Consider the following 25,626-nt stretch of genomic DNA (forward strand, 5'->3'; position numbering starts at 1 on the left):
AAAATTGGTTGTAATAAGATGTTTTTTGTTTTAATTACTGAATTTCAGTTATATAGAATAATAATTTTTTTGATACTTTTACTAAACCTTCTAAATTATATATGCTTAACAAATAGAAAGGTTTAATTAAAGTTAATTATGATTAAAAAAAAAAGAATTGAATCTGTAGATTTATTAAGAGGGTTTACCATTGTTGCTATGATTTTGGTAAATACTCCTGGTACATGGAACTCTGTTTATACACCTTTATTGCATGCAGAATGGCATGGATTAACACCTACAGATTTAGTATTTCCTTTCTTTTTATTTATAGTAGGTATCTCAATTTATTTTTCATATAAAAATAAAAAAAAAGGAATAATTATTTATAAAAAAATAGCAGTACGAAGTTTAAAGTTAATAGGATTAGGTTTATTTTTAAATACTTTCTTACCATATTTTCCTTTTATAAGAGAATTTGAAACTCTTAGAATTACAGGAGTCTTACAAAGAATAGGAATTGTATTTTTTATATCATCAATTTTATATCTTAATTATAATTGGAAAACTATTCTAGCAATTAGTGCTACAATATTAATTAGTTATGCATTAATTTTAGGTTTTCTTCCATTCTCAGACGGTACATTGCCAACTTTTAATAGAGCACCAAACAACTGGGCTAATTATATAGATTTAAATATTTTAGGAAAACATATGTGGAAACCAGATTATGATCCTGAAGGTTTATTTAGCACATTACCATCTTTAGTTACTTGTTTGTCTGGTATATTAATTGGTAAATTATTAGATGAACTTAAAACAATTAAGCAACTTTTTTTAGCAGCAATTATATTATTAGCTTTAGGTTATACTTTAAATGTTTGGTTTCCTATAAATAAAGCTATTTGGAGTAGTAGTTTTGTATTAGCAACAAGTGGTTGGGCAACTTTAATATTGGCAATAATCTATTATTTAAAGGATATTAAAAAATTACAATTTGGAAATATTTTTAAATACGTTGGTATGAATGCAATTACTATTTATTTTTTATCCAGTCTTACATCAATAATAATGTATTTAACAAAAATAGGAGACACTAATTTACATAATTATGTGTACAAAAATATTTTTGTATATTCCTTTTTACCTGATAATTTATCTTCTTTATTATATGGTTTAACAGTAGTTCTATTTTATGTAAGTTTAGGATATTTAATGTTTAAAAAGAAAATTTTTATTAAAGTTTAAAAATTAAAACCTGTTGAAAAACGATAGATTTTTTAATCTATTTTGTCAATTTGAGACAAATACTACCTTTAAACTTCATTTTATATTTGTTGCATGGAAACAAAAGAACATTATATAAACCGTTTACAACAAGTAGTTTCCTATCTAAGAACCAAATACTATCAAAAAATTTTAATAGAAGATTTAGAAGAGTTATCTAATTTTTCATATAGAAATTTACAACGTATTTTTAAAGCTAATTATGCAGAAACTATAGGTGCTTATGTAATAAGAGTAAAAGTAGAAAATAGTGCAAAAATGTTATTATTTACTAAAGACGAAATTAAGCAGATTGCCGATAAAGTAGGCTATTCTGATGTACAATCTTTTAGTAAAGCATTTAAAAAACATTATGGTATTTCACCTGCTATTTACAGAAATAAAAAAGAAGAGATACTACAAAAAAAGAATAGTAAACAACATACAATTATGCCTTTTTTTGAAAATAGAATTATAGAATTAAAATCTAAAAAAGTATTATATAAAACTTATAAAGGAGATTATTATAATAATCAAATTAATGAAATATGGAATCGTTTATTAACTGAATCTGCGGCTGTAAATATCAATATAGATGAAGCAATTTCTTTTGGTATAATTTGGGATGAACCTATTATTTCTGAAAAAATAAGCTATAATTACGATGCTTGTATTATAATAGATGAAGTTATTAAAATACCAAGTAAAAAGTTTAAAACGAAAATAATCCCAAGTCAAAAATATGCTGTTTTTATACATATAGGTGATTATAGATCTATTAGTAAAACCTATGATAAAATATTTAGTAATTGGATTTTTACTTCTGGAAAAGAGGTTTCTGAAAAACCTTTTTTAGAGTTCTATATAAAACATGAAAGCCATACGAATGACGAAAATGAGTATGAAACAGAAATTTATGTACCTTTAAAAAATTGACATTAAAATGAAGAAAATGAAAATATTAGCACTAATATTTAGCTTGATTTTAACCACAAAATCTTGTACAAATAAAGAAGATATTAACTCTATTGTTCCTACAGTAACAAAGAGTACTCAAAAAATGTACTTCAATGGTAAAATTTTTACAGTTAATGATAAACAGCCTTGGGCTGAAGCAATAATTGTTGATAAAAATAAAATTGTTTTTGTTGGTTCAAATATTGAAGCTGATAAAAGAGTAGAAGCTGCTGCAGATAAAATAGATTTAAAAGGAAAAGTGGTATTACCTGGTTTTCATGATGTTCATATGCATCCAATGGAAGTAGGTTCTACAACAACAAGATTTGTATTAAATGAAAATGAAACAAATGCAGAAAATTATATATCAACGATAAAAAAAGCAGCAAATGATAATCCAAATGTAGCATGGATTATAGGTTTTGGTCATTCAATAAACACACTTTTAGAAGCACAAAAAAATCCTTTAGAAATTATTGATGAAGCTGTTTCAAATCGTCCTGTAATTATTATGGAGCAAACATCACACTCTATGTGGTTAAATTCTAAAGCATTAGAATTAGCAGGGATTAGTATAACCACACCAAATCCTCAAGGAGGAATTATCATGAAAGATAACGGTAAATTAAATGGTATTTTAATTGATAATGCGGGCGATGTAGTTTTTCAACAAGCAGTAGATGCTTTAAATGATAGTAATGGAGAATATAATGGAATGGTTGAATATGTATTACCAGAGTTAGCAAAACATGGAATTACATCGGTTTCTGATGCAAGAACTTATTGGAAAAGAGATCAACATAAAACTTGGAAAAATTTAGCAGATAATAATAAATTAACAGCGCGTTTTAATCTAGGTTTATGGGCGTATCCTACAGCAGATGATGTATCACAAATTTCAGCTTTAAAAGCATTGTTTTCTAACGATGAAAATAGCTTATTAAAGATTAATCAAATTAAATTGTATTCAGACGGAATTACACATAACACAACAGCGGCATTACATTCTAATTATCATGAAAATTATTTTAATGAGCCAACGAATAATGGATTGAACTATTTTACTGAAACCAGAATAGCAACTTATATAAAAGAATTAGAATCAGTTGGATTTGATTTTCATATTCATGCAATTGGTAATAGAGGTGTTACAGAATCTTTAAATGCAATTGAACAAAGCGGAACATCAAAAGGAAGACACCGTTTAACGCATGTTGAAATGGTTACATCAGCAGATATTAATCGTTTTAAACAATTAAATGTAACTGCAGACGCTCAAGTAACAGGTGAATTTACACAACCTCAATATTGGCATGATAACGACCATTTATTAGGTAGTGCTTTAGCAGATAATCAAGTTCCAATAAAATCATTAAAAGATGCAGGTGCAAGACTAACTTTAAGTAGTGATTGGAATGTTAGCACACTAAATCCGTTTGTAGGAATTCAAAATTCAATAACAAGAATACCTCAAAATATTTCATTAGAAGAAGCAATTAAAGCATACACAATTAATGGTGCATATGTTATGAGGCAAGAAGATAAAGTAGGTTCATTAGAAGTTGGTAAATTAGCAGATTTTATAGTGCTAGACAATGATATTTTTACAATTCCATCAAGTCAAATTAATAAGACTAAAGTTATTTTGACTATTTTTAACGGGAAAGAAATTTAAAAAAATAACATTGATAAATATATCAGAAAATATACAATTAAAAGAAATTCTTAGTACTGATTCGAAAGTTCTTTTTAAAATAATGGAAGACGTTTATCCGGCTGCTTACAGTCATTTTTGGAAAGATGCTGGAAATTGGTATGTAAACACTCAATATTCAAAAGAAAATATAATTAAAGAGCTTTTAGAAGAAAATGCAAAATATTATTTTGTAGTGTTTAAAAATGAAATAATAGGTAATTTTAGAATTCTTTGGGATAAAAAATTAAGTGGTTTTAGTGATAAAAAGTGTGTAAAACTACATAGAGTTTACTTGCATTCAAAAACACAAGGAAACGGAATAGGTAAAGAATTAATAAGTTGGCTAGAAAAAGAAGCCCTAAAAAAACAATATGAACTTATTTGGTTAGATGCAATGGATGAGCAACCACAAGCTTTCGAATTTTATAAAAAATTAGGTTTTAAATATCATTCACATTGTTTTTTAGACTTTGAATTATTACATGATAAAGTCAGAAAAATGAGTCAACTTTATAAAAAATTAATTTAAACCCCAGTACTACCAAAACCACCTGCACCACGTTCAGTCTCATCAAGAATAGTTACTTCTTGCCAGTTTACACGTTCGTGTTTTGCAATTACTAATTGTGCAATACGTTCACCATCATTAACTACAAAATTTTCATTTGATAAATTCACCAAAATAACACCAATTTCACCACGATAATCAGCATCTACAGTACCAGGAGCATTTAATACGGTAACTCCTTTTTTAGCAGCCAACCCACTTCTTGGTCTTACTTGTGCTTCAAAACCAATAGGTAAGGCTATGAATAAACCAGTTTTTATAATAGCTCTTTCTAAAGGTTTTAAAGTAATTGCTTCTTCAATATTAGCACGTAAATCCATTCCTGCAGAACCTTGTGTTTCATATGCAGGAGTTTGATGTTTTGATTTGTTTATTATTTGTACGTTCATATTATTCAGTTTTTCAAAATTCAAATATAATACGCTTAACTTTTAGAAGAAGGATATAGATTTATTAATTTAGCATATTAAATAAACAACAATATGAGCAAGCAAATTAAAATAGCTGTTTTAGGAGGAGGAAGTTGGGCTACAGCCATTGTAAAGATGTTATCTGAAAATCTTGAAAACATTGGTTGGTATATGCGAAGTGTATATGCTATAGAACATATAAAACGTAATAAGCATAACCCTAGTTATTTAAGTTCAGCAGAATTACACCCAGATCAATTAAATCTGTCTGACGATATGAATTATATTGTTAAAAATTATGATGTACTTATTTTTGCAATTCCTTCTGCTTTTGTAAATACCGAATTAAAAAAATTAACAGCCTCGTTAAAAGATAAAATTATTTTTTCAGCGATTAAAGGAATTGTACCTGAAACAGGGCTAATCGTTGGAGAGCATTTTCATGAAAAATTTAACATTCCGTATGAAAATATTGGTGTAATTACAGGTCCATGTCATGCTGAGGAAGTAGCAATGGAACGCTTATCATATTTAACATTAGCTTGCCAGGATGAAGAAAAAGCAAAAATATTAAGCGAATATATTGCGGGGCGCTATATTAAAACCAAAATTTCTGATGATATTATTGGTACTGAATATGCAGCTATGTTAAAAAATATTTATGCGATCGCTGCAGGTATAGCTCATGGTTTAGGATATGGAGATAATTTTCAAGCAGTATTAATGAGTAATGGTATTCGTGAAATGAAACGTTTTATTAAAAAGGTGCATAAAATGAAGCGTAATATTAATAATTCAGCTTATTTAGGAGATTTATTAGTAACCGGATATTCAACTTTTAGTAGAAATAGAATGTTTGGAAACATGATAGGTAAAGGATATACTGTAAAATCTGCGCAAATGGAAATGAGTATGGTTGCCGAAGGATATTATGCGACTAAGAGTGCTTATGAAATTAATCAAAAAAACGGAGCGAAAACTCCTATTATTGAAGCTGTATACAACGTATTATACGGCAAAAAAGAAGCAAAAGATGAGTTTTTAAAGTTAACAAATAGATTAGATTAGTTGTCTGCATTTGTACAAATAACCCTTCTTAATAAAAAGAAGTCCGCTCACCAATTGCTTCTAAAAATTGTGTTGTGTAGGTTTTGTATTTGTAATACAATAGTAGCAAATTTAATTTAATTTTTTGATTAACAATAGTTTTTGTGAAATATATACTTATTTATAAAAGTAGAATAATTTTACTGTTAGTTATATTTTTATTAAATTTGTTTAAAATCAAACAAAATGAAAACAATTCAAGAAGCTGTTGAAATCACCATTAGAAAAACACCTTTCATTGAAGAAGCTTTAAATGAAAAATTAATAAACGTATCATCTTTAGCAAGAATTGTATTACCAGAAGTATCTAAATTACTTAAAAAAGAAGTAAAAGTAGGTGCAGTTATGATGGCAATTAACAGATTATCTCCTGCAAATGAGTTAAGAATACGTAAGAATATTAAAAAATTAGCGCTTGATTTAGGAGATGTAATTGTACGTTCAGATTTATGTGATTTTACTTTTAAAAATACCTCTTCTTTATTAAAAGAGATTGCCAAAATTTTAAGTAAATCGGCAGATAGTAATGATTATTTTTTAACAGTTTCTCAAGGGATTTTTGAAACAAACATTGTTACTAGTAAAAACTTACAGCCATTTGTTGAAGAAATTTTTAAGAAAGAAACATTAATAAATAATGTAAATGACTTAGCATCAATAACAATTAAGCTTCCTAAAGATAACTTAGAACAATCAGGTGTATATTATTTTATTTTAAAGCAGTTTGCTTGGGCAAATATTGCTGTACAAGAAGTAATATCTACCACACATGAAATGACAATTGTCGTTAAAGAAGAAGATGTAAACGAAACCTTTGCCATTTTAATGGATTTAAAACTGAATTAGCAGAAAAATGGAAAAGAAAGATCCGTATGCTTCATTAAGAATTAAAGAGTTTAATATATTCCTTTTAGTGCGATTTTTATTGGTTTTTGGATGGTCTATGCAATTTATTGTAATTGAATGGCAAGTATATTCAATTACAAAAGATCCTTTATCAATTGGTATTATAGGTTTGATGGAAATTATTCCAGCTTTTACTATGGCATTATTTGCTGGTCATATTGTAGACCAGAAAGAAAAAAGGAATTTATTAGCTATTTGTACAGCTGCTTTTTCATTAATTAGCTTAGGACTTTTTTTATTAACAACAGAAAATGTACTCGTAAATTGGTCCACAAATTCAATATTATATGCAATTTATGCATTAGTATTTTTTGGTGGATTTTTACGCTCTTTTTTTGGACCAACAATATTTTCTTTAGTAGCTTTATTAGTACCTAAAAATATTTATCAGAATGCAGCAACATGGAGTACAAGTACGTGGAAAACAGCATCTGTATCTGGGGCTCTTTCAGGAGGTTTTTTAATAAGTTTGATTGGAGTTGATGTGACTCTTTGTTTAGTTTTTGTTTTAGTTATGCTTTCTTTAGCTTTCACTTTTTTAATAAGTAAAAAACCTATTCTAAATAAAAAACTTGGGGAACCAATGATACAGAGTTTAAAAGCAGGTCTTGAATTTGTTTTTAAAAACAAGGTTATTTTAGGTGTTTTAACTTTAGATATGATTGCTGTTTTATTTGGAGGTACAGTTGCAATTTTATCAGTATTTGCACAAGATGTTTTAAAAGTAGGTTCAGAAGGCTTTGGAATTTTAAATGCATCAATTTCTATGGGAAGTATAGTTACAATGTTTATAACAACATATATTCCTATTAATAAAAAAACAGGAATAAAAATGTTAGTTTCTGTCTTTGTGTTTGGATTAAGTATTATTGGTTTTGGCCTTTCTTCAATCTTTTGGGTAAGTATCTTAGCTTTATTTATAAGTGGTGCAGCTGATGGAATTTCGATGGTTATTCGTCAAACAATTTTACAATTAGAAACTCCTGATCATATGCGTGGTAGAGTAGGGTCAGTAAATTCTATGTTTGTAGGTTCTTCTAACGAATTAGGAGCTTTTGAAAGTGGTTTAGCAGCTAAATTAATGGGGCCAGTAGTAGCTGTTGTTTTTGGAGGAACGATGACCTTAATAACAGTAGTAACGACAGGAATTATAAATCCTACGTTAAGAAAATTAGATTTAACAAAGGATTTAGAAGAACAGGAAAATATGGAATAATGATTTAAATAAAATATATTTGATAGACTAGTATGTATTAGAACTAATTTATATATCCTGCCATTTTTATACGACAAAGAATATTCTAGAAATATTATTTTAAAAGCCTTAATTGGCTTTTTTATGTTTTTATAGGGTTAAAATTTTAAATAAAAAAAGATATTATAAAGGCAGTATCTTTTTTATAAATTTTATTCTTCTTTTAATAAAGTTGGGCTCAAGTAATAAACGCAACAATTTATAATTTAAAAATTTAAAAAGTTAAAAAAAAGTTAACAGAAATAGGGTTAACCCTATTTCTGTTTAGGGGTATTGGGTATTGTACTACTGAATATTATCATATAATTTTGTTGAGTCAACAATGTTAAAATGTAATCAAAATAACATTAATGGCATTAACTAAAAAATAAAAAATATATGAAAAAACTATTATTAGTAACCTTACTAATAGGTTACTTTACTATTGGAAATGCACAAAATATCAACTTTATAGATTCCAATTTCAAAAATGCACTTTTAACTCATAACCCTGTAATTGATACTGATGAGAATGGTGAAATAAGTATTGAAGAGGCAGAAGTTGTAACATATTTAAAGTTGTCCCGTCAAAACATAAGCAATTTGATAGAAATAGAAAAGTTTGTGAATTTACAAGTATTAAATGCGGATTACAATCAATTAACATCAGTAGATGTTTCTAATAATTCTAATTTAACATATTTAAAACTTAATTCTAATAATCTAACAGAGCTTGATGTATCAAATAATATTGATTTAACATATTTACATGTAGGTGTTAATACTCTAACTGAACTTAATTTATTAAATAATGTTAATTTAACATATTTGTACTTGAATTCTAATAGTCTAACAAATATTAATTTATCTAAAAATATTAAAATAGGGTCTTTATTCTTGGATAACAATAATTTAACTCAAATAAATTTACCTGAGAGCCCTAATTTAGGACTTTTACACTTGAATTATAATGCTTTAACAGGTATTGATTTATCAAATAATATTAATTTAACGAATCTGCAGTTGAGATTTAATAACTTGAAAAATCTTGATATATCCAATAATATTAATTTAATAAAATTAGAACTGAATGTTAATGCTTTAACAGATCTTGATTTATCCAATAATATTAATTTAACAGATTTGAAGTTGGGAAGTAATAATTTTACTGAACTCAATATATCTAAAAATATTAATTTAATAAACTTATCACTGGTAAATAATCTTTTAACAGATTTTGATTTATCTAAAAATATTAATTTAACAAATTTAAAACTATCTGGTAGCATTGCTCTAACTAAGGTAGATTTATCTAATAATATTAATTTAACTGATCTTTCCATAAATTCTAGTAAGATTACTACACTGGATGTAAGGTCTTGTTCGTTAACTAATTTAGAATTTCGAGGTTGCTCTAATTTAAAAACTGTTTTTATGACAGGACAACCTTTAGAATATAAAACAGTTTCAGGTGAGGAAATTTTAAAAGTGAATTTATCATATTGCTCTCAATTAGAATTTATTTGCGTTGATCAAATATATTTAAGCTCTATTAATGAGTTATTAGTAAAAGCTAATCAAACAGACGTTACTCTTTCGACTGATTGTGGTAGTCTTATTCAAGGTACTGTAACTTATGATGAAAACAAAGATGGATGTGATAGTCAAGACCTTCCTTTTACAGGAGGATTAAAACTCTCTGCAATTTCGCTAACAGGTGCACCACCTATTTTTGTATACCCAAATGAACAAGGGGAATATAACTTACTTTTAGCTGATGATACATATTTTATAGGACCTGCTTTACAAAACCCTAATTATTATACCTTTTCAACACCAATTATTCCATCTCCAATAAATCTTCCAGCGCAGTTGAATACGGTAATTACAGATTATTGTATACAACCTTTAGGTAATTTTAATGACTTAGAAATAAGTATCGTACCAGTAAGTAGAGCGAGACCTGGTTTTAATGCTACTTATGTACTCGTATATAAAAATATAGGTAACATTACACAGTCTGGTAATATTACTGTAGATTATCAAAAAGATGTATTAAACTATGTCAGTTCAACACCTACTGCAAATAGTAACACAGATGGTAAATTGACTTGGAACTTTACTAATTTATTACCATTACAAACGGTAGAAATTCCTATGACTTTTATACTAAATACGCCTACAGATTCACCAGCATTAAATAATGGAGATATTTTAAATTACACGGCAACTGCAACAGGAGCAACAGATGAAACACCTGATAATAATGTAATGGAGTTAGCACAAACACTAGTAGGATCTTATGACCCTAATGATAAAACGTGTTTAGAAGGAAATATTTTAAAACCTGATAATGTAGGTAGTTATTTACACTATTTAATCCGTTTTGAAAACAAAGGAACCGCAGAGGCAGTAAACATTCGTGTTAAAGATGTTATTGATACAATTAAATTAGATATTGAATCTTTAATACCATTAAAGTCTAGCCATTCATATTCAACAACAATCACTAATGGTAATGAAGTAGAATTTACATTTAATAATATAAATCTTCCTTTTGATGATGCAAATAATGATGGTTATGTAGTATTTAAAATAAAAAGTAAAACTACTTTAGTAGAAGGTGATAAAATTGTAAATAGTGCTGCTATTTATTTTGATTTTAATGCCCCGGTAATTACAGAAGATGAAATTGTAACGGTAAAAAAAGAAGTAATAGAAGAACCTAAATTCTCTGACTATTTCACTTTATCACCTAACCCAACAACGGGAATATTAAATCTAACAGTGTTAGATGAAAGTATTCAAATTAGTTACATTACAATATATGATATTGGTGGAAATTTAGTAGGTTATTATTTAGGAACTACTAGAACTATGGATGTAAGTTATTTGTATCCAAATAATTATTTTATGAAAATTATCACAAACAAAGGAGAACAGGTAACTCAGTTTATAAAACTTTAAAATAGAGCTATTTAATATTAGCAATTAAATTAATCCAGTGAAGCTATCTTTACTGGATTTTTTATTATAATGTTTATAAAAAAGGAATTATGAGAAATGTCTTTTTTAAATATTCTTAAGCTTTTTATAGAGATATTATTATAACCTGTTAAATTGGAAATAAACTATACAGCCAATAAAAGGAAAAGTCTTTTACAACAATTTTATACGGAGTTTTTGGTTAATTTTTTTAGGGATATTATCTTATTTTTAATGTATTAGAACGCTTAGAATTTCCATTATAGTAGTTCTAACAATATTCTTATCATATATAGCGATAACATCTAGCAAACGGCTAAGTTTTTACTTTTATAATGTTTAGTTCAGTAAGATATGTATACACACTATTTTACTTTTTTTATAAAATTAGCGATTCCTTTTTATAGGAATCATTTTATCAATTAAAACATCTTACTTGCTCCAAAATTTTAAATAAAGTATAAAACATCAAAGGTTAAAAAGAATGTACTTGTTTCTTTAAATAAGAATTTTATTAAATTTTGCACTAAAAAAACCCAATAAGATTATAATCTTATTGGGTTTTTTATTTTACTAAGGTTTGTTTTTAAGACATATCCATATAGCTAATCTTAGTAATAATGTTTGTTGTTTGATCAAATTCAATATTTACAAAGCTATCACAATCTTCACAAACGGTAAATAAAATACTTTTAGAACCATTTCTTCCAACACTAAAAACAACAGTTCCTAATTTACTAATATCATCACCAATAGTAACAGTAGTATTTTTTATAGAAAAAGTAGATTCATTAGTATTTACTTCAAAAGATTCTACATATGGTTTGCTTTTACCTAGCGTAGAAAAATCTATTTTAAGACCTTTAAAAGTAAAATAATAATAGCTCTCATTTTCATCAACAGTATATGAAGTAACAGCACCTAATAAAGCTTCAACAGCAGGTTGTTTTCCCTTCGTTTTTTTAAGGTCTTTTAACGAAGTAGTGTTTATTTTAATAGCATCAAAATCTGACGAAGTTAGAATGTTACTTGTTTGACTTTTAGCTATAAAGCTAGATAATATAAGGAATACAATGATAATTTTTTGTTTCATTTCAGTACTTTTTAAAACCAATATTATTGGTTAAGGGGATTTTTAACTTAAGATCAAAGATATAATTCTTTTTTCATATTCAATTACTATGCCAAAAACAGCTACATAAAAGTAGTTGCTAAATTCATTTTAACATTTAATTCTTCTTCATGTTTTTGAGCAATTTCTTTGCTCCAATCAAAGTAGTTTATAAATTCTTTTAAAACTTCATTTTTATAAGTGTCTACACTTGGTTTATCAAAAAATAAACGACCTGTACGCCTCATAAAAAAATCTGTTGGTGTGCATGTCATTTCATATTGAATAGTAAACCAAATTTCAGCTTTTAATAAACGTAATTCTATGTTTTTTTCTTTAATCTCATCAAATTTGTCTAATACAATATCAGTTTGTTTTCCGTAGTTATGTACTAAATAAGCAGCATCTGTTTTTGTGAACCCTTGATTCTTTAAGTTTTTATAAACTTGATTTATATATAAGTCTACAGATTTATAATTTTGAAACGGGCCACCAGCCAATATAATATCTTCAGTTTGTATAGGGTCAAATTCAACTTCAAATCGACGAATCATCTTCTTAGCAACCAAGTCAACAATACGTTCAGCCATTTTACGATAGCCAGTTAATTTACCACCAGCAATAGAAATTAATTTACTGTCAGAAACAAAAATTTCATCTTTACGTGATAACTCTGAAGCAGATTTTCCTTCTTCATGAATTAACGGACGTAAACCAGCCCAAGAAGATTGAATATCAGCTATTGTTAAATTAATATCTGGAAACATATTATTAACTGCTTCAACCAAGTAAGCAACATCTACAATACTAGTTTCTACGGTATTTTTATCTTTCTGAAAATTAGTATCGGTGGTACCAAAATAAGTTACTTTTCCACGAGGAATAGCAAACATCATACGTCCATCAGGAACATCAAAATATACAGATTGTTTTACAGGTAATTTTTCATGAGGTACTACTAAATGTACACCTTTGGTTAAATGAAGTCTTTTACCAATTTTTGAATTATTTATTTGGCGCAATTCATCTACCCAAGGCCCTGCAGCGTTTACTACATATTTTGCTTTAATATTATAGTTTTCATTAGTAAAGCTATCAGTAACTTTTGCTCCTACGACTCGCTTATTTTTATAAATAAACTCGTTAGCTTTTGTATAATTAAGTATTTGTGCATTGTATTGACTTGCTGTTTTTAATACTTCAATAGTTAAACGAGCATCATCGGTACGATATTCAGCATAATAACCAGCACCTCTTAAAATGTTTTCTGGTAAAAGAGGTTCTTTTTCAAGTGCTTCCTCTTTATCTAGCATTTTACGTTTATCATCACCTTCAACAGAAGCTAAAACATCGTATATTTTTAATCCAATAGAAGTTAACCAAGAGCCATAAGTTCCGCCATCAATTAATGGTAAAATCATTTTTTCAGGAATTACTAAATGCGGAGCTATTTTATGAACAATAGCACGTTCGGTACCTACCTCTTTAACCAACCAAAAATCAAATTGCTTTAAATAACGTAAACCACCATGAATTAATTTTGTTGATTTACTTGAAGTACCAGAGGCAAAATCATTCTTTTCAATTAAAGCAACTTTCATTCCTCTAGAAGCTGCATCTAATGCAATACCTGCTCCGGTAATTCCACCTCCAATAATTAGAATATCAAATTCTGTTTGTTGTAATTCTTTTTGAATGTTTTTTCTATTGAAAAATGAAAAGTTGTTCATAGTTTACTTTTTTATCTAACAAAAATAAGTAAATAAAGCATAAAAAAAGAGCTGAAGTTATTCAGCTCTTTTTTTTAATTACCTCCGAAAGAAATAAAACCAATTATTGATTTATTTCTTTCCAATTTTTGTTAGCTTTATTTTGTAGCTCTTTAGCACCTTCTTGCTGCCAAAGTTGTAATGTATTGTTTCCCCAAGAATTGTAAAACAAGTATAATTCACCATTATTTATTTGAAAAGTTTTTGGGTTAATAGATACTCTTTCACTAGTTTTACCAATAGCGTATGCACAAAACCCACCATATTTAGGAATGTATTTTTTAGGATCTTTTTTAAATAAACCTAAATTCTCTTGTGAAAAGAATAGAAAAGAGACTCCATCATAGGTTGCTTTAATTTTCTTATTCCCTTTTACAGCTTTGTTAGAAAAATATGCAACTACATCGTAACCGTTAGCTATTGCTCCTTTTTTAACATTATATTCTTGAGAAAAAATGTTTATTGAAAACAACAATAATAATATTAAAAGTTTTTTCATAAATTACTGTTTTTTATGTTTTAATACTTCCCAATTATTATCTCCTTGAGTTTGTAATTTTTTAGTATCTCCTTCTTTCCAAACTTCTAAAGCACTTGAAAACCAAGAGTTATAAAATAAATATAGTTTACCATCTCTTATTTCATAAGCTTCAGCATCTATATACATTTTAGTTTTTTTAGCGGCAATTGCATAGGCACAATATCCACCATATTGAGGAATATATTTTACTGGGTTTGCTTTAAATAGTTGTAAGTTTTTTTCAGAAGAAAATTTAAATTTTGCACCATCATGTATAATTTGTAATTTCTTTTTTCCTTCTAAAGGTTTTTTATCTACAAAATATGAAACAACATCAAAACCTTCGGCAACGTATCCATTTTTGGTATTATAATCTGTTTTTTGAGCAAGGAGAATAGTAGAAAATAGTAATAAAATATAGGTTAGTATTTGTTTCATTGTTTTTAATTTTAAAGATAGTCGATGAAAATATAAAATAATTACAATTAGTTGTTTTTTAATAATTGCCAAGGCTGTTGAATACTATTTTTTCTAATAGGTAATAATTCACCGAATTGAAGAAAAACAAATTCACTTTGTTGAGGTTGTAAAAATACAAAATCATCTATTTCTAATATGCTTTTTTTAGTAGTATTAATCATTGTTTGATTGGTTGATGCGCCAAATAAACCATTCTCTTTTATGTTAAAGGGGTAGCAATAATCAGCTTTCCAATACCCTCCATAAATAAAAAAAGAAATTTTATTTTTAGAGTTTATAAGACTTAATAAGTTTTTAAATTTTTCTAAAGCAGGAAGTGTTGTTCCTTTAAACTTTTTTAAAACAGGTGTTGCTATATAACATGCTGGTTGATATTTTTTTAATGAAGGGATATTAAAAGAAGTTGGTTTTACTAAACATGATCCAACAGAAATATCATTTAAAGGAGAATTATTGGATGTATGTAAGTTTAATGTAGGACTTCCTGCTCCGTTAAAAGTTAATGTACTTGACCACAATGAAGAAAATTCTTTTTTAATAAGATCTTTACATTCTTGATAAAAAGTATTTGCCAATTGTAAAGCTTTCTCTTTTGAACGAATAATATAAGGTAATTTTACCACATGTGGATCATAGCCCATTAATCCACTAAATTCAATGTATTGACTATCTAATGTCATAATTGATAACGCGTTTCTTAGTGCGTTAAGAGTCATAAATCCTCCACGGTGTAAACCAACGTCAATTTCAATATTTAAATGCAATTTTTGATTTAGTTTTTTGGCTAAATCAACATATTCTTGTATCCGTTGTTCAGAATCTACTAACCATTGTATTTGTTGATAAGGATTAAAACCGGTGCTATTTTTTGGTAAATTATTATAGTAATATTCAGCAGTTTTAATTGGCATGGGCTTTCCTATTAAAACATCATGTTTTTCATTTAGTTTTGATGTTAAATCTGTTAAAAAAGGCTGATGAAACACCATTAATTTATGTGTATTTGTCTTTTTTAAAATATAATCTATCAAGTTATATGAAGGCAGTGATTTTACAACTAATCTAAAATTAATAGCAGTAGGCAGTGTTGCTTTTAAAGTATTAATATTAGTATCTAATCGATTTAAATCTATTAATAAGCATGGTATGGCTCTCTTATAGTTTTTTAAACTTAAGTTGAGTGCTTTAAAATATGTTTCATCTGTTATTTTTTTCATTACCAATCTTTTAAATATTAAATAACTTTTTAAGATATGGGTTGATAAAAACTCCATTAGGGTCATTTTCTTTTCTTAATTTTATAAATGTAGTAAACTCAGGATACATTGTAGATATATCATTCGTTTTAAGAGTATTCATTTTCCCCCAATGTGGTCTTCCATCATAGGCTCTAAAAATTTCTTCTAAGGCAGTAAAATAAGACTTGTATTCTTTTTTATTATATACATGGCAGGCAATGTAGGTTGAATCTCTTTTATATGCAGGACTTAATAAAAGATCATCCCCTTTTACCCATCTATTTTCAATAGGAAAATGAATATCAAACTTTTTTTTGTTTACTAAATTCTTAACATCTTTAAATACATCTTTATATGTTTCAGATGGTACGTTGTATTCCATTTCACGAAATTTTACAATGCGAGGTGTCGCAAATATTTTATGACTATAGTATACTTTTTTAATTGTACTAATGTTTGCAGCTGTTATTTTAGCAACGGTTTCATTTTGTGAAGGAAAATATCGGGCAAATTCACAGGCGAGTTTAAATATGTGGTTTTCTAAGAAGAATTCAGTCCAATAATTAAAAAAATTATCTTTATCTGGTGCTGTATTCTCTATAATATTTGTTGTTTTTGTCCAGGCTGTGTCTGTATAAGGTATCCAAAAAAATTCAAAATTTCTGTTTTCTTTATTACGTTGATCTAAAGTAGCTAATACATCATGTATGTTTTCTCTGCCATTTTGTAAAGTTAACTTATATGAAGGCACACATTGTATGGTTATTTCAGTAATAATACCTAAACATCCTAAAGAAAGGCTAGCAGCTTTAAATAGTTGTTCATTTTTAGTAGTTGAACATTTTACAATTTCACCTTTACCATTAATAAATTTTAATTCAATAACTTGTGTACTTATCGAACCAAAGCTAGTACCTGTACCATGTGTACCTGTACTAATGGCTCCAGCGATAGATTGAGAATCAATATCTCCTAAATTCTCCATAGCTAAGCCTTCAATGAATAGCAATTCTCCCAATAATTTTAATTTTGTACCTCCTTTAACTGTTGCTTGACATTTCTCTTTATTTGTTGATAATAGTCCTTGATACTTATCTAAACTAACTAAAATATGACTTGTTTGGCTTAATGGAGTAAAAGAATGACCAGTACCGATTGTTCGTATTTTCTTATTAGAATTCACAGCTTTTAAAATCAGTTGTTGAATTTCTATTTCTGTAGATGGATACGCAATTTCTGAAGGATTCCATTGTACATTTTCTGCCCAGTTTTTCATATTATAAATTCGTATGATTTTGGTTTGTTAATAAGCTTATATACGGGAGAATAATTTCATCGTATTTTTGAAGTAAAAAAAGTTTACTATTTTTTTCTAAAGTAGAGTGATGAATAGCAATACCCTCAATCATACTAATTAATTGTTGTGCAATTACAGATGCAGAAAGCGATATTTTAATTTCTTTGCTTTTTATAGAAGTATGAATAATATTTTCTATTTCTATATGGTATTCATGTAGCGTTTCAAGAATCTTTGTTCTAATAATATCATCACTTTCACTTTCTAATTGAAATAAAAAATAACGTCGAATAGGGAATAAAAGATCTCCTCCAGATTTTTCAACAAAATCAATTAAATCAACAAAAAATGTATACCTATTTTTTATTCTTTTTTGCAATGATAATGTTGAATCATCAATAAGAATATTGTCGTAAAGTTTAAAAAAGTACTCATCTAAAGCAGCTAAATAAATAGCATGTTTATTTTTAAAATGGTGGTAAATAGCACCTTTTGATGAGTTGGTAGCTAAGATAATATCATTTAAACTGGTTTTTTGATACCCTTTATTTAAAAATAAAGTAAAAGCAGTTGTAATAATTTTTTCTTTACCCTGTTTAGCCATTTCGTTTTGTAATTTCTTTAAAGATAAGAAAAAAAATAAAACAGACTGTTTGGTTTGTTTTTTATAAAACCATTAAATTACATCCACGAATATCAGAATTATCAAAGCGACCAATAACTTCAAAGCTATTATTTGTGTATACTTTTCCTAAATCTTGGGTTGCAATAAAACTACAAGAATTATAATTAGCTAAGTCGATAACATTAATTCCACCTGATTTTTCTTTTGGTAAAATTGTTAGTGCATCTTCAGTATCTCGGGTTAAAATTTTCATCCAAGGCGGACAATTAAAAACGCCGTTTCCTTTAGAATAACCTTGACTTAGCAATTCGGTCATTCCATATTCTGAGTGAATTTTTTGAACACCAAATCCTTCTCCTAAAATTTGATGTAATTCGTTTCTTATAAGCTCTTTTCTTCTCCCTTTCATTCCACCTGTTTCCATAATAATGGTGTTTTTAAGGTTAAATTTTTGCTGTTCAATTAAATCTAATAAAGCAAAAGAAACGCCAATAAGTAATATTTTTTGACCTTTTTTATCTAATTCGATGAGTTTTTTGGCTAATTCATCTAAATTATTGAGGTAAAAACCACTTTCAGATTGTTTAGATTTTTTAATTAAATCATCAACCATATATACCAATGAAGATCCTTTACGGTCTAAATAATTTGGTAACAAAGCTAAAACTACATATTCTTGTATGTTTCCGTAGAAATAATCAAAACCTTTTAAATAACTAGTCTCATACCACGATAAATCGGTAACATGATGTTTACTGGTTGTACTTCCGGTAGTCCCAGAACTAGAAAACGTTTCTTTAATTTTATCAGTAGATGAAAGTATCTCTTTTGTTTTAAAAAACTGAATTGGTAAAAAAGGAATTTGCTCAATTGTTTTTACATCTGATGGATGAATATATAACAAATCACAAAAAGAACGGTACACTTTATTGTTTGTAAACTGATGTTTAAAAACATGTAAAGCTGCTTGGGTAAATTCTTCTGTATTTTGAATATTAAAAATAGTGTCTTCCATATATTTTACAAAAATAAGATTAATAGACGCAACCTTTTATATCTTTTTACATCTTGTAATAAAAGAACTCAAATTTTTGAGTTTGATTTAAAGTTAAATTATTGAAAACCTAAAATAAATAACTGAACTATGAGAAAAATAATCATTTTAATTTTTATAATAGCATTAGTTTCTTGCGAAAAAAACAATGAAATCATTGAAAATCCAGATAACTTATTAATTGGTAGCTGGACTGATGTAAGTTATAAAGATGGTAAAACATCATTTTCTAGAAGCAGCTCTTTACCTGAGAACGATTACGGGGTTTCATTTAAAACAAATGGAGATTATAAAGAAAAAACTTCTGGTTGGTGTGGCACACCTCCATTATCATATTTTAATATAGAAGGGAGTTATCAATTAGAAAATAACTTTATTACTATTACTAAAGGGAATAATAGTTATAAATGGAGGGTTATTTCTATAACAGAAACAACTTTAGTTATTAAGAGAGAATTAACAACGCAAGAAATTGCACATAAAAAACTAATGAATCTTTTTAATGAAATTGAAGAGATGTCTAATAAAGAAACTTGTTCGAATTCACTTGATTGGAGTTTTGCTGGATATGGCGCAAAAGCATGTGGTGGTTTTAAAGGTTACATAACTTATTCAAAAAACATAGATACTGTATTATTTTTAAAAAAAATAACAGCTTATACAAAAGCAGAAAATGAGTTTAACAAAGAATTTGGTATTGTTTCAGATTGTAGCATTATTAAAAAACCAATTTCAGTAGTATGTGAAAATAATTATCCAACTCTTAAATATTAAAATTATGAAAAAAATAACAGTATTATTAATTAGTATAATTTTATTATCATCATGTTTAAATAATGATGATTTACCAAATTACAAGTATGAATTTATTAAAATAGATGAAGTATCAGCGCCTAATAATTTTACATACGGTGTAAAAGACACTATTTTTATAAAATATACATTACCTAATAGTTGTTATCGTTTTAATGACGTTTTATACGATTATAAAGACACAACAAGAACTGTTGCGGTTAGAGCAATTGTAAATTTAGATAATGCTTGTTCAGAAGTTATAACCCAAAAAGAATACAAATTAATTGTTAATGCATTACAGAAAGAAGATTATCTTTTTAAATTTTATAAAGGAAAAGATACTGATGGGAAAAATATTTTTGAAGAAATTGTAATTCCAGTAAATTAATACTATCAAATTAGAAAAACTCATAAAAGGATGCTGCCAGCAAAAGTTGGCAGCACAATCTGAAGTTTATCAGCTATTTGCTGATAAACTTTTTCCGCTTTGTCTTAAGTATTCTAGAAATTATCAAGACGCGGAAGATACTTTACAAGATAGTTTTTTAACGATTTTTAGTAAAATAAAACAATATAAAAATAAAGGCTCTTTTGAAGGTTGGTTAAAACGTATTGCTATTAATACAGCACTTCAAAAATATAGAGAAAAAGCACCTTTAGAAATTGTAAAAGAAGTACCTGAAAACGACGAAATTGAAGAAGTTTATTTAGAAAATGAAATATTTAGTATTGATGTTCTATTATCTTTTATTCAACAATTACCAGACAGGTATCGTTTAATTTTTAATCTATATGTATTAGATAATTATTCTCATAAAGAAATTTCAAATCTTTTAAAAATTTCAGAGAACACATCTAAATCTAATTTATCTAGAGGTAGAAAAATTTTAAAAAACAAATTAGAAATTCATCAACAAAAAGAACAAAAAGCATAACTGATGGAAAATAGAGATATAGATAGATTATTTACTGAAAAATTAAAAAATTTAGAGGTAATTCCACCAAAAAGAGTTTGGAATAATATTGAGTCTGACTTAAAAAAAAGAAAACGAAGAGTATTACCAATGTGGTGGTTTTCTGGAGGAATATCTGCTGTTTTAGTTTTAGGAATTTTATTATTTTCTTTTCCTAATAACTCTGTAAATAAGAATAATAATACACCAATTATTATTGCAAACCCAGAAATAAATATTCCAGATTTAAGCCCCACAAAAACTAAAGATCCTTTTAATAAAAAGCAACCAGAAATAATAGTAACAAAAGCAACAAAGGTTTCTAAAGAAAAGAAAAACGTACGAAAAGAAAAGACAAAAGAAACCTTATTTTTAATAGCAGATAAACCCCAACAGAATGGATCAAATAAAACTAAAAATAAAATAGTAAAAGGTATCCGAGAAAAAAAATATGTAACAAATAATAATACAAAAGAGAATATAGAAATTATTAATTCTAAAATTGAAATTGCTCAAAAGGATGTTTTAATAAAAACAAAAAAGCCTTCTGATTTAGCTGAAAATCCAGTTTTAATTGATAAGAATAAAGCTAAAAAGAAATATCTTAAGAAAGATATTTTAGTTGTTATGAATAATAGTAAGAAAGAAGAAAAAAAGAGCAATAAAAAACTATGGAAAATTTCACCAGTTGTAGCTGTTTTAAATTCTAATTCTTTTTCTAATGCTTCTCCAATTAATAAAAATTTAGGAAACTCTACAAGAGGAAATAATTCTTATTCTTATGGTATACAAGTTGGTTATCAGTTAGATAATAAATGGACAATTCAATCTGGTATTCATTTACAAGAAATGCAGTTTTCTAATAGTCAAATTACTATAAATACAACAAGTTCTAGTAGTTCTACTATTGCACTTAATTCAGGAGACACTTACTCTCTAGAAGATTCTTCTTTAGAGAATTTGTCATTAAATACAGTAAGACAAAATGCCAATTTATCTCAAGTATATGGCTACATAGAAATTCCGGTAGAAATAAAATATAATGTATTAGAAAACAGAAACTTTAAAACAGAATTAGTTGCAGGTTTTAGTTCACTTTTTTTAAATAAAAACTCAATAAATTTAAAAGCGAATAACTTTACTAAAATTGGAAAAGCAAATAATTTAAATAATATTAATTTTAGTGGAAATGTAGGGGTTAATTTTAATTATCAATTTGATAAGAAGTGGTCTTTAAATTTAAACCCAATGTTTAAAAGTCAATTAAATACATTTAATAAAAACCAAAATGGATTTAAACCATATTTTGTAGGTATTTATACAGGTATTAACTATAAGTTTTAAATGAGTAATGAATCTTTTTAATAGGTTTGTAAAAAACTTACTCTTTATAAATCTTTACAACCAAGTCTCCTTTGTCATTCATTGATGCTCTGTACATTCCTGCGGTATTAAACTCAAAAGACATGTTTCCGTTTTTATCTAAAGCCACAACACCACCAGTACCACCAAGCGCAGTAAGTTTGTTTTGAATAACATCTTTTGTTGCGTTTTTTAATGTTTTTTGTTGATATTCCATTTGTGCAGAAATATCATAAGCTACTTGTCCCCTAATAAAATACTCACCCCAACCAGTAGAAGAAACACCACAAGTTTTATTGTTTGCATAAGTACCAGAACCAATAACAGGTGAATCACCAATTCTGCCCCAACGTTTATTTGTCATTCCACCAGTAGAAGTTCCAGCAGAAATGTTTCCGTTTTTATCTAAAGCTACACAACCCACTGTTCCGAATTTTGCATTTTTAATATCAGTATCATAAAAAGCTGCCTTTTTATCGTCGTGATCTAATGCTGTTTTATTTTTATCTTTTATTCTCTGAAGAGATTTAAAACGTTTTTCTGTATAAAAGTAACTGGGATCAACAATTTCTAACCCTTTTTCTTCTGCAAAACTTGCAGCACCTTTTCCAGAAAGCATAACATGATCTGAATCGGTCATAATTTTTATTGCTAATTCTATTGGGCTTTTTACGCTCTTCACTCCTGCAACAGCACCAGCATTTAAAGTTTTTCCATCCATAAAAGAAGCATCTAATTCGTTCGTTTCTTCATGTGTAAAAACAGCTCCTTTACCAGCGTTAAATAGTGGAGACTCTTCCATAATTTGAATAGTTCTCATTACTGCTTCCTGACTTGTTCCTCCATCTTTAAGAATAACATAACCTGTTTTTATAGCCTCTTTTAGTTTGGTCTTGTATGCAGTTTCTTTTTCATCAGACATGTTTTTCTTTAAAATAGTTCCCGCACCACCATGAATTATAATAGCAAAATCGTTTACCTTCTTAGTACCTTCTTTTTTTATTGATATCTCTTCTGTTTTGCATCCTAAAGAAATTAATAAAATAGAAGTAATAAATAGTATTCCCCTCATAACAAGTGTTTGAAATTAAACAATAAGTATTGTTTTTGTTAAATTTAAATATATGTAAATTTATTTGTAAATTCGTTCCTCGAATTTAAACAACTTAAACGGAACAACAAAATGGCAGATTTTGGAATTAAAGAAGCTTTAGCTCAATTAGGAGTAAAAGATATAAATGATGGAACTTCTACAGGTTCTAACAATTTTTCTAATGGAGAACTTATCGAAAGTTACTCTCCTGTTGATGGAAAGTTAATAGGAAAAGTAAAAGCAACTACAAGAGAAGATTATGATAAGGTAATGGATACGGCAACTAAAGCTTTTTTAAGTTTTAGAGATATGCCAGCTCCACAAAGAGGAGAAATTGTTCGTCAGTTTGGTAATAAGTTAAGAGATTTAAAAGAGCCATTAGGAAAGTTAGTTTCTTATGAAATGGGTAAATCTTTACAAGAAGGTTACGGAGAAGTTCAAGAAATGATTGATATCTGTGATTTTGCTGTTGGATTATCAAGACAATTAAATGGTCAAACAATTCCATCTGAGCGTCCAGGACACGTAATGAGAGAGCAATGGCACCCAATTGGTGTTGTTGGTATTATATCTGCATTTAACTTTCCTGTTGCTGTTTGGGCTTGGAATACAGCTCTAGCTTGGATTTGTGGTGATGTATGTGTTTGGAAAGGTTCTGAAAAAGCACCTTTATGTTCTATTGCTTGTCAGAATATCATAGCAGATGTTTTAAAACAAAATAATTTACCAGAAGGAATTTCTAGTATTATTAATGGAGATTACAAAGTAGGAGAAATGATGACGACTGATACTCGTGTCCCTTTAGTATCTGCTACAGGTTCTACAAGAATGGGAAGAATTGTTGGTGCAACTGTTGCAGGACGTTTCGGAAAATCTTTATTAGAATTAGGAGGAAATAATGCAATTATTATTACACCAACTGCTGATTTAAAAGTGGTTGTTCCTGGAGCTGTATTTGGAGCTGTAGGAACTTGTGGACAACGTTGTACCTCTACAAGAAGATTAATTATTCACGAATCTGTTTATGATAAAGTAAGAGATGCAATTGTTGGTGCTTATGGGCAATTAACAATAGGTAATCCTTTAGATGAAACAAATCATATTGGGCCGTTAATTGATCACGATTCTGTAAACACGTATTTAGCTGCTATTGAAAAAGCAAAAGCTGAAGGAGGAAACGTATTAGTTGAAGGTGGTGTTTTAACAGGTAAAGGATACGAAAGTGGATGTTACGTTAAACCAGCTATTATTGAAGCTGAAAATCATTTTGAAATTGTTCAACATGAAACTTTTGCTCCGATTTTATATTTAATGAAATATTCAGGAGAAGTAGAAAATGCTATTGAGAAACAAAATGGTGTTGCTCAAGGTTTATCTTCTGCAATTATGACCAATGAACTGAAAGAAGCTGAAAAGTTCTTATCATACGCTGGTTCTGATTGTGGTATTGCAAATGTAAACATCGGAACTTCTGGTGCTGAAATTGGTGGTGCTTTTGGAGGTGAAAAAGAAACAGGTGGTGGACGTGAGTCTGGGTCTGATGCTTGGAAAGTTTACATGAGAAGACAAACAAATACGGTAAATTATTCTGATGAATTGCCTTTAGCACAAGGAATAAAATTCGATTTATAAGTTGATAATTAACATTTAATTATATTGAAAAGGCTTCACAATTTGTGAAGCCTTTTTTAATTCAAATAACTATATTTTCTGAAATTATTTATCTAGAGCATTTAATAAAAGCTTATAAGCTTCATTTGCTTTAGACATTTTTGCATAATTAAGAGCAGTATAACCTCTTGTAGATTTTACTTTTAATTTAGCACCTTTTTTAATTAATAATTTAACAATTTCTACTTTATTATACCTTGCAGCAAACATTAAGGGAGTTAAGCCTGTAGATTTTTTATTAATATTTGTCCCGTTTTCAATCAACATTTTTACAGCGTCATAATTACCTGCAACAATTAACTTACAAAAGGTATTAATATTTGGGTATTCAATAGAAGTTTTAATATTTGATTTGTTCAATTCTGAAGCAGTAATCGTTCCGAAAGATAATGTGATCGCTAATATGGTAAATACAATTGTTTTCATGGTATATGTTTTTTAAAAGATTAGGTTTATACTTAAGAGACGCTTATAAAAAAAAAATGTTTCAATAAAATTAAAGAGTTAACATATATTTAAGAATTTTTCTTAAAATGTTCTTAACGTATTA

24 protein-coding genes are annotated in these 25,626 nt (G+C 27.6%); 13 read left to right on the plus strand and 11 right to left on the minus strand.

What is annotated here, in order from left to right; translation table 11 throughout:
* Nucleotides 1-138: 138 nt before the first annotated feature.
* The 4 genes from CXF68_RS04080 (at nt 139) to CXF68_RS04095 (ending at nt 4,427) form a co-directional block, all read left to right on the plus strand.
* Nucleotides 139-1,227: an acyltransferase family protein gene (locus CXF68_RS04080; protein ID WP_101043093.1), complete on the plus strand. Its 1,089-nt coding sequence runs from the start codon at nt 139-141 to the stop codon at nt 1,225-1,227.
* A gap of 93 nt (nt 1,228-1,320) precedes the next feature.
* Nucleotides 1,321-2,181 carry a GyrI-like domain-containing protein gene (locus CXF68_RS04085; RefSeq protein ID WP_101043094.1) on the plus strand — a complete coding sequence of 287 codons (861 nt, stop codon included), beginning with the start codon at nt 1,321-1,323 and terminating at the stop codon, nt 2,179-2,181.
* A gap of 16 nt (nt 2,182-2,197) precedes the next feature.
* Complete coding sequence (locus CXF68_RS04090) at nt 2,198-3,877, plus strand: amidohydrolase (RefSeq protein WP_198553747.1); 1,680 nt, start codon at nt 2,198-2,200, stop codon at nt 3,875-3,877.
* A 10-nt stretch (nt 3,878-3,887) separates the two neighbouring features.
* Nucleotides 3,888-4,427 (plus strand): GNAT family N-acetyltransferase, encoded by a 540-nt coding sequence (locus CXF68_RS04095; protein WP_101043096.1) that lies wholly within the window; start codon nt 3,888-3,890, stop codon nt 4,425-4,427.
* On the opposite strand, the gene dut is transcribed toward CXF68_RS04095, so the two are convergent.
* Nucleotides 4,424-4,855 carry a dUTP diphosphatase gene (gene dut / locus CXF68_RS04100; RefSeq protein WP_028888123.1) on the minus strand — a complete coding sequence of 144 codons (432 nt, stop codon included), beginning with the start codon at nt 4,853-4,855 and terminating at the stop codon, nt 4,424-4,426. The two genes, CXF68_RS04095 and dut, sit on opposite strands and share 4 nt — an antisense overlap.
* Before the next feature lie 93 nt (nt 4,856-4,948).
* Between dut and CXF68_RS04105 the strand changes: the two genes are divergently transcribed.
* From CXF68_RS04105 to CXF68_RS04120, 4 genes are all read left to right on the plus strand, one after another.
* Complete coding sequence (locus CXF68_RS04105; protein WP_101043097.1) at nt 4,949-5,944, plus strand: NAD(P)H-dependent glycerol-3-phosphate dehydrogenase; 996 nt, start codon at nt 4,949-4,951, stop codon at nt 5,942-5,944.
* 225 nt (nt 5,945-6,169) lie between these two features.
* On the plus strand, nt 6,170-6,829 hold the full coding sequence (locus tag CXF68_RS04110; RefSeq protein WP_101043098.1) for a hypothetical protein: 660 nt from the start codon (nt 6,170-6,172) through the stop codon (nt 6,827-6,829).
* Nucleotides 6,830-6,836: 7 nt separating this feature from the next.
* Complete coding sequence (locus tag CXF68_RS04115) at nt 6,837-8,105, plus strand: MFS transporter (RefSeq protein ID WP_101043099.1); 1,269 nt, start codon at nt 6,837-6,839, stop codon at nt 8,103-8,105.
* Between the two features lie 417 nt (nt 8,106-8,522).
* Entirely contained in the window at nt 8,523-11,090 is a 2,568-nt protein-coding gene (locus tag CXF68_RS04120; protein ID WP_101043100.1) for a T9SS type A sorting domain-containing protein, read from the plus strand.
* Between the two features lie 604 nt (nt 11,091-11,694).
* Here CXF68_RS04120 and CXF68_RS04125 read toward each other — a convergent pair.
* From CXF68_RS04125 to CXF68_RS04160, 8 genes are all read right to left on the minus strand, one after another.
* On the minus strand, nt 11,695-12,201 hold the full coding sequence (locus CXF68_RS04125; RefSeq protein ID WP_157821849.1) for a hypothetical protein: 507 nt from the start codon (nt 12,199-12,201) through the stop codon (nt 11,695-11,697).
* Nucleotides 12,202-12,302: 101 nt separating this feature from the next.
* Nucleotides 12,303-13,949 carry a glycerol-3-phosphate dehydrogenase/oxidase gene (locus CXF68_RS04130; protein ID WP_101043102.1) on the minus strand — a complete coding sequence of 549 codons (1,647 nt, stop codon included), beginning with the start codon at nt 13,947-13,949 and terminating at the stop codon, nt 12,303-12,305.
* 103 nt (nt 13,950-14,052) lie between these two features.
* Entirely contained in the window at nt 14,053-14,487 is a 435-nt protein-coding gene (locus CXF68_RS04135; RefSeq protein WP_101043103.1) for a YHS domain-containing (seleno)protein, read from the minus strand.
* Between the two features lie 3 nt (nt 14,488-14,490).
* Nucleotides 14,491-14,946: a YHS domain-containing (seleno)protein gene (locus tag CXF68_RS04140; protein WP_101047328.1), complete on the minus strand. Its 456-nt coding sequence runs from the start codon at nt 14,944-14,946 to the stop codon at nt 14,491-14,493.
* A gap of 47 nt (nt 14,947-14,993) precedes the next feature.
* The gene (locus tag CXF68_RS04145) at nt 14,994-16,205 is read right to left on the minus strand and encodes an alanine racemase (RefSeq protein WP_157821850.1); all 1,212 of its coding nucleotides are present in this window, start codon (nt 16,203-16,205) and stop codon (nt 14,994-14,996) included.
* A 10-nt stretch (nt 16,206-16,215) separates the two neighbouring features.
* The gene (locus CXF68_RS04150) at nt 16,216-17,502 is read right to left on the minus strand and encodes a D-arabinono-1,4-lactone oxidase (RefSeq protein WP_101043105.1); all 1,287 of its coding nucleotides are present in this window, start codon (nt 17,500-17,502) and stop codon (nt 16,216-16,218) included.
* A 1-nt stretch (nt 17,503) separates the two neighbouring features.
* Entirely contained in the window at nt 17,504-18,127 is a 624-nt protein-coding gene (locus tag CXF68_RS04155) for a TetR/AcrR family transcriptional regulator (protein WP_101043106.1), read from the minus strand.
* A gap of 61 nt (nt 18,128-18,188) precedes the next feature.
* Nucleotides 18,189-19,163: an acyl transferase gene (locus CXF68_RS04160; RefSeq protein ID WP_101043107.1), complete on the minus strand. Its 975-nt coding sequence runs from the start codon at nt 19,161-19,163 to the stop codon at nt 18,189-18,191.
* Nucleotides 19,164-19,292: 129 nt separating this feature from the next.
* Between CXF68_RS04160 and CXF68_RS04165 the strand changes: the two genes are divergently transcribed.
* From CXF68_RS04165 to CXF68_RS04180, 4 genes are read left to right on the plus strand one after another with little or no spacing between them, the layout of a single operon-like run.
* Entirely contained in the window at nt 19,293-19,976 is a 684-nt protein-coding gene (locus CXF68_RS04165) for a lipocalin family protein (RefSeq protein WP_101043108.1), read from the plus strand.
* A gap of 4 nt (nt 19,977-19,980) precedes the next feature.
* Entirely contained in the window at nt 19,981-20,385 is a 405-nt protein-coding gene (locus CXF68_RS04170) for a hypothetical protein (protein WP_232771606.1), read from the plus strand.
* 46 nt (nt 20,386-20,431) lie between these two features.
* Entirely contained in the window at nt 20,432-20,932 is a 501-nt protein-coding gene (locus tag CXF68_RS04175; protein ID WP_369800458.1) for an RNA polymerase sigma factor, read from the plus strand.
* A gap of 3 nt (nt 20,933-20,935) precedes the next feature.
* On the plus strand, nt 20,936-22,294 hold the full coding sequence (locus CXF68_RS04180) for an outer membrane beta-barrel protein (protein WP_101043110.1): 1,359 nt from the start codon (nt 20,936-20,938) through the stop codon (nt 22,292-22,294).
* 37 nt (nt 22,295-22,331) lie between these two features.
* Here CXF68_RS04180 and CXF68_RS04185 read toward each other — a convergent pair whose 3' ends face one another.
* Complete coding sequence (locus tag CXF68_RS04185; protein WP_101043111.1) at nt 22,332-23,384, minus strand: isoaspartyl peptidase/L-asparaginase family protein; 1,053 nt, start codon at nt 23,382-23,384, stop codon at nt 22,332-22,334.
* Nucleotides 23,385-23,495: 111 nt separating this feature from the next.
* On the opposite strand from CXF68_RS04185, the gene CXF68_RS04190 reads away from it, so the two are divergent.
* Nucleotides 23,496-25,037 carry an aldehyde dehydrogenase family protein gene (locus CXF68_RS04190; RefSeq protein WP_101043112.1) on the plus strand — a complete coding sequence of 514 codons (1,542 nt, stop codon included), beginning with the start codon at nt 23,496-23,498 and terminating at the stop codon, nt 25,035-25,037.
* A gap of 84 nt (nt 25,038-25,121) precedes the next feature.
* Here CXF68_RS04190 and CXF68_RS04195 read toward each other — a convergent pair whose 3' ends face one another.
* On the minus strand, nt 25,122-25,502 hold the full coding sequence (locus CXF68_RS04195) for an ankyrin repeat domain-containing protein (protein ID WP_101043113.1): 381 nt from the start codon (nt 25,500-25,502) through the stop codon (nt 25,122-25,124).
* Nucleotides 25,503-25,626 lie beyond the last annotated feature (124 nt).

The sequence above is a fragment of the Tenacibaculum sp. Bg11-29 genome (assembly GCF_002836595.1).
Taxonomy (GTDB): domain Bacteria; phylum Bacteroidota; class Bacteroidia; order Flavobacteriales; family Flavobacteriaceae; genus Polaribacter.

What these genes read in the sequence shown, in the direction of transcription:
- CXF68_RS04080 (WP_101043093.1), top strand. Translation starts at nt 139, where the DNA reads ATGATTAAAAAAAAAAGAATTGAATCTGTAGATTTATTAAGAGGGTTT.
- CXF68_RS04085 (WP_101043094.1), top strand. Translation starts at nt 1,321, where the DNA reads ATGGAAACAAAAGAACATTATATAAACCGTTTACAACAAGTAGTTTCC.
- CXF68_RS04090 (WP_198553747.1), top strand. Translation starts at nt 2,198, where the DNA reads ATGAAAATATTAGCACTAATATTTAGCTTGATTTTAACCACAAAATCT.
- dut (WP_028888123.1), bottom strand. Translation starts at nt 4,855, where the DNA reads ATGAACGTACAAATAATAAACAAATCAAAACATCAAACTCCTGCATAT.
- CXF68_RS04105 (WP_101043097.1), top strand. Translation starts at nt 4,949, where the DNA reads ATGAGCAAGCAAATTAAAATAGCTGTTTTAGGAGGAGGAAGTTGGGCT.
- CXF68_RS04110 (WP_101043098.1), top strand. Translation starts at nt 6,170, where the DNA reads ATGAAAACAATTCAAGAAGCTGTTGAAATCACCATTAGAAAAACACCT.
- CXF68_RS04115 (WP_101043099.1), top strand. Translation starts at nt 6,837, where the DNA reads ATGGAAAAGAAAGATCCGTATGCTTCATTAAGAATTAAAGAGTTTAAT.
- CXF68_RS04120 (WP_101043100.1), top strand. Translation starts at nt 8,523, where the DNA reads ATGAAAAAACTATTATTAGTAACCTTACTAATAGGTTACTTTACTATT.
- CXF68_RS04125 (WP_157821849.1), bottom strand. Translation starts at nt 12,201, where the DNA reads ATGAAACAAAAAATTATCATTGTATTCCTTATATTATCTAGCTTTATA.
- CXF68_RS04130 (WP_101043102.1), bottom strand. Translation starts at nt 13,949, where the DNA reads ATGAACAACTTTTCATTTTTCAATAGAAAAAACATTCAAAAAGAATTA.
- CXF68_RS04135 (WP_101043103.1), bottom strand. Translation starts at nt 14,487, where the DNA reads ATGAAAAAACTTTTAATATTATTATTGTTGTTTTCAATAAACATTTTT.
- CXF68_RS04140 (WP_101047328.1), bottom strand. Translation starts at nt 14,946, where the DNA reads ATGAAACAAATACTAACCTATATTTTATTACTATTTTCTACTATTCTC.
- CXF68_RS04145 (WP_157821850.1), bottom strand. Translation starts at nt 16,205, where the DNA reads ATGAAAAAAATAACAGATGAAACATATTTTAAAGCACTCAACTTAAGT.
- CXF68_RS04150 (WP_101043105.1), bottom strand. Translation starts at nt 17,502, where the DNA reads ATGAAAAACTGGGCAGAAAATGTACAATGGAATCCTTCAGAAATTGCG.
- CXF68_RS04155 (WP_101043106.1), bottom strand. Translation starts at nt 18,127, where the DNA reads ATGGCTAAACAGGGTAAAGAAAAAATTATTACAACTGCTTTTACTTTA.
- CXF68_RS04160 (WP_101043107.1), bottom strand. Translation starts at nt 19,163, where the DNA reads ATGGAAGACACTATTTTTAATATTCAAAATACAGAAGAATTTACCCAA.
- CXF68_RS04165 (WP_101043108.1), top strand. Translation starts at nt 19,293, where the DNA reads ATGAGAAAAATAATCATTTTAATTTTTATAATAGCATTAGTTTCTTGC.
- CXF68_RS04170 (WP_232771606.1), top strand. Translation starts at nt 19,981, where the DNA reads ATGAAAAAAATAACAGTATTATTAATTAGTATAATTTTATTATCATCA.
- CXF68_RS04180 (WP_101043110.1), top strand. Translation starts at nt 20,936, where the DNA reads ATGGAAAATAGAGATATAGATAGATTATTTACTGAAAAATTAAAAAAT.
- CXF68_RS04185 (WP_101043111.1), bottom strand. Translation starts at nt 23,384, where the DNA reads ATGAGGGGAATACTATTTATTACTTCTATTTTATTAATTTCTTTAGGA.
- CXF68_RS04190 (WP_101043112.1), top strand. Translation starts at nt 23,496, where the DNA reads ATGGCAGATTTTGGAATTAAAGAAGCTTTAGCTCAATTAGGAGTAAAA.
- CXF68_RS04195 (WP_101043113.1), bottom strand. Translation starts at nt 25,502, where the DNA reads ATGAAAACAATTGTATTTACCATATTAGCGATCACATTATCTTTCGGA.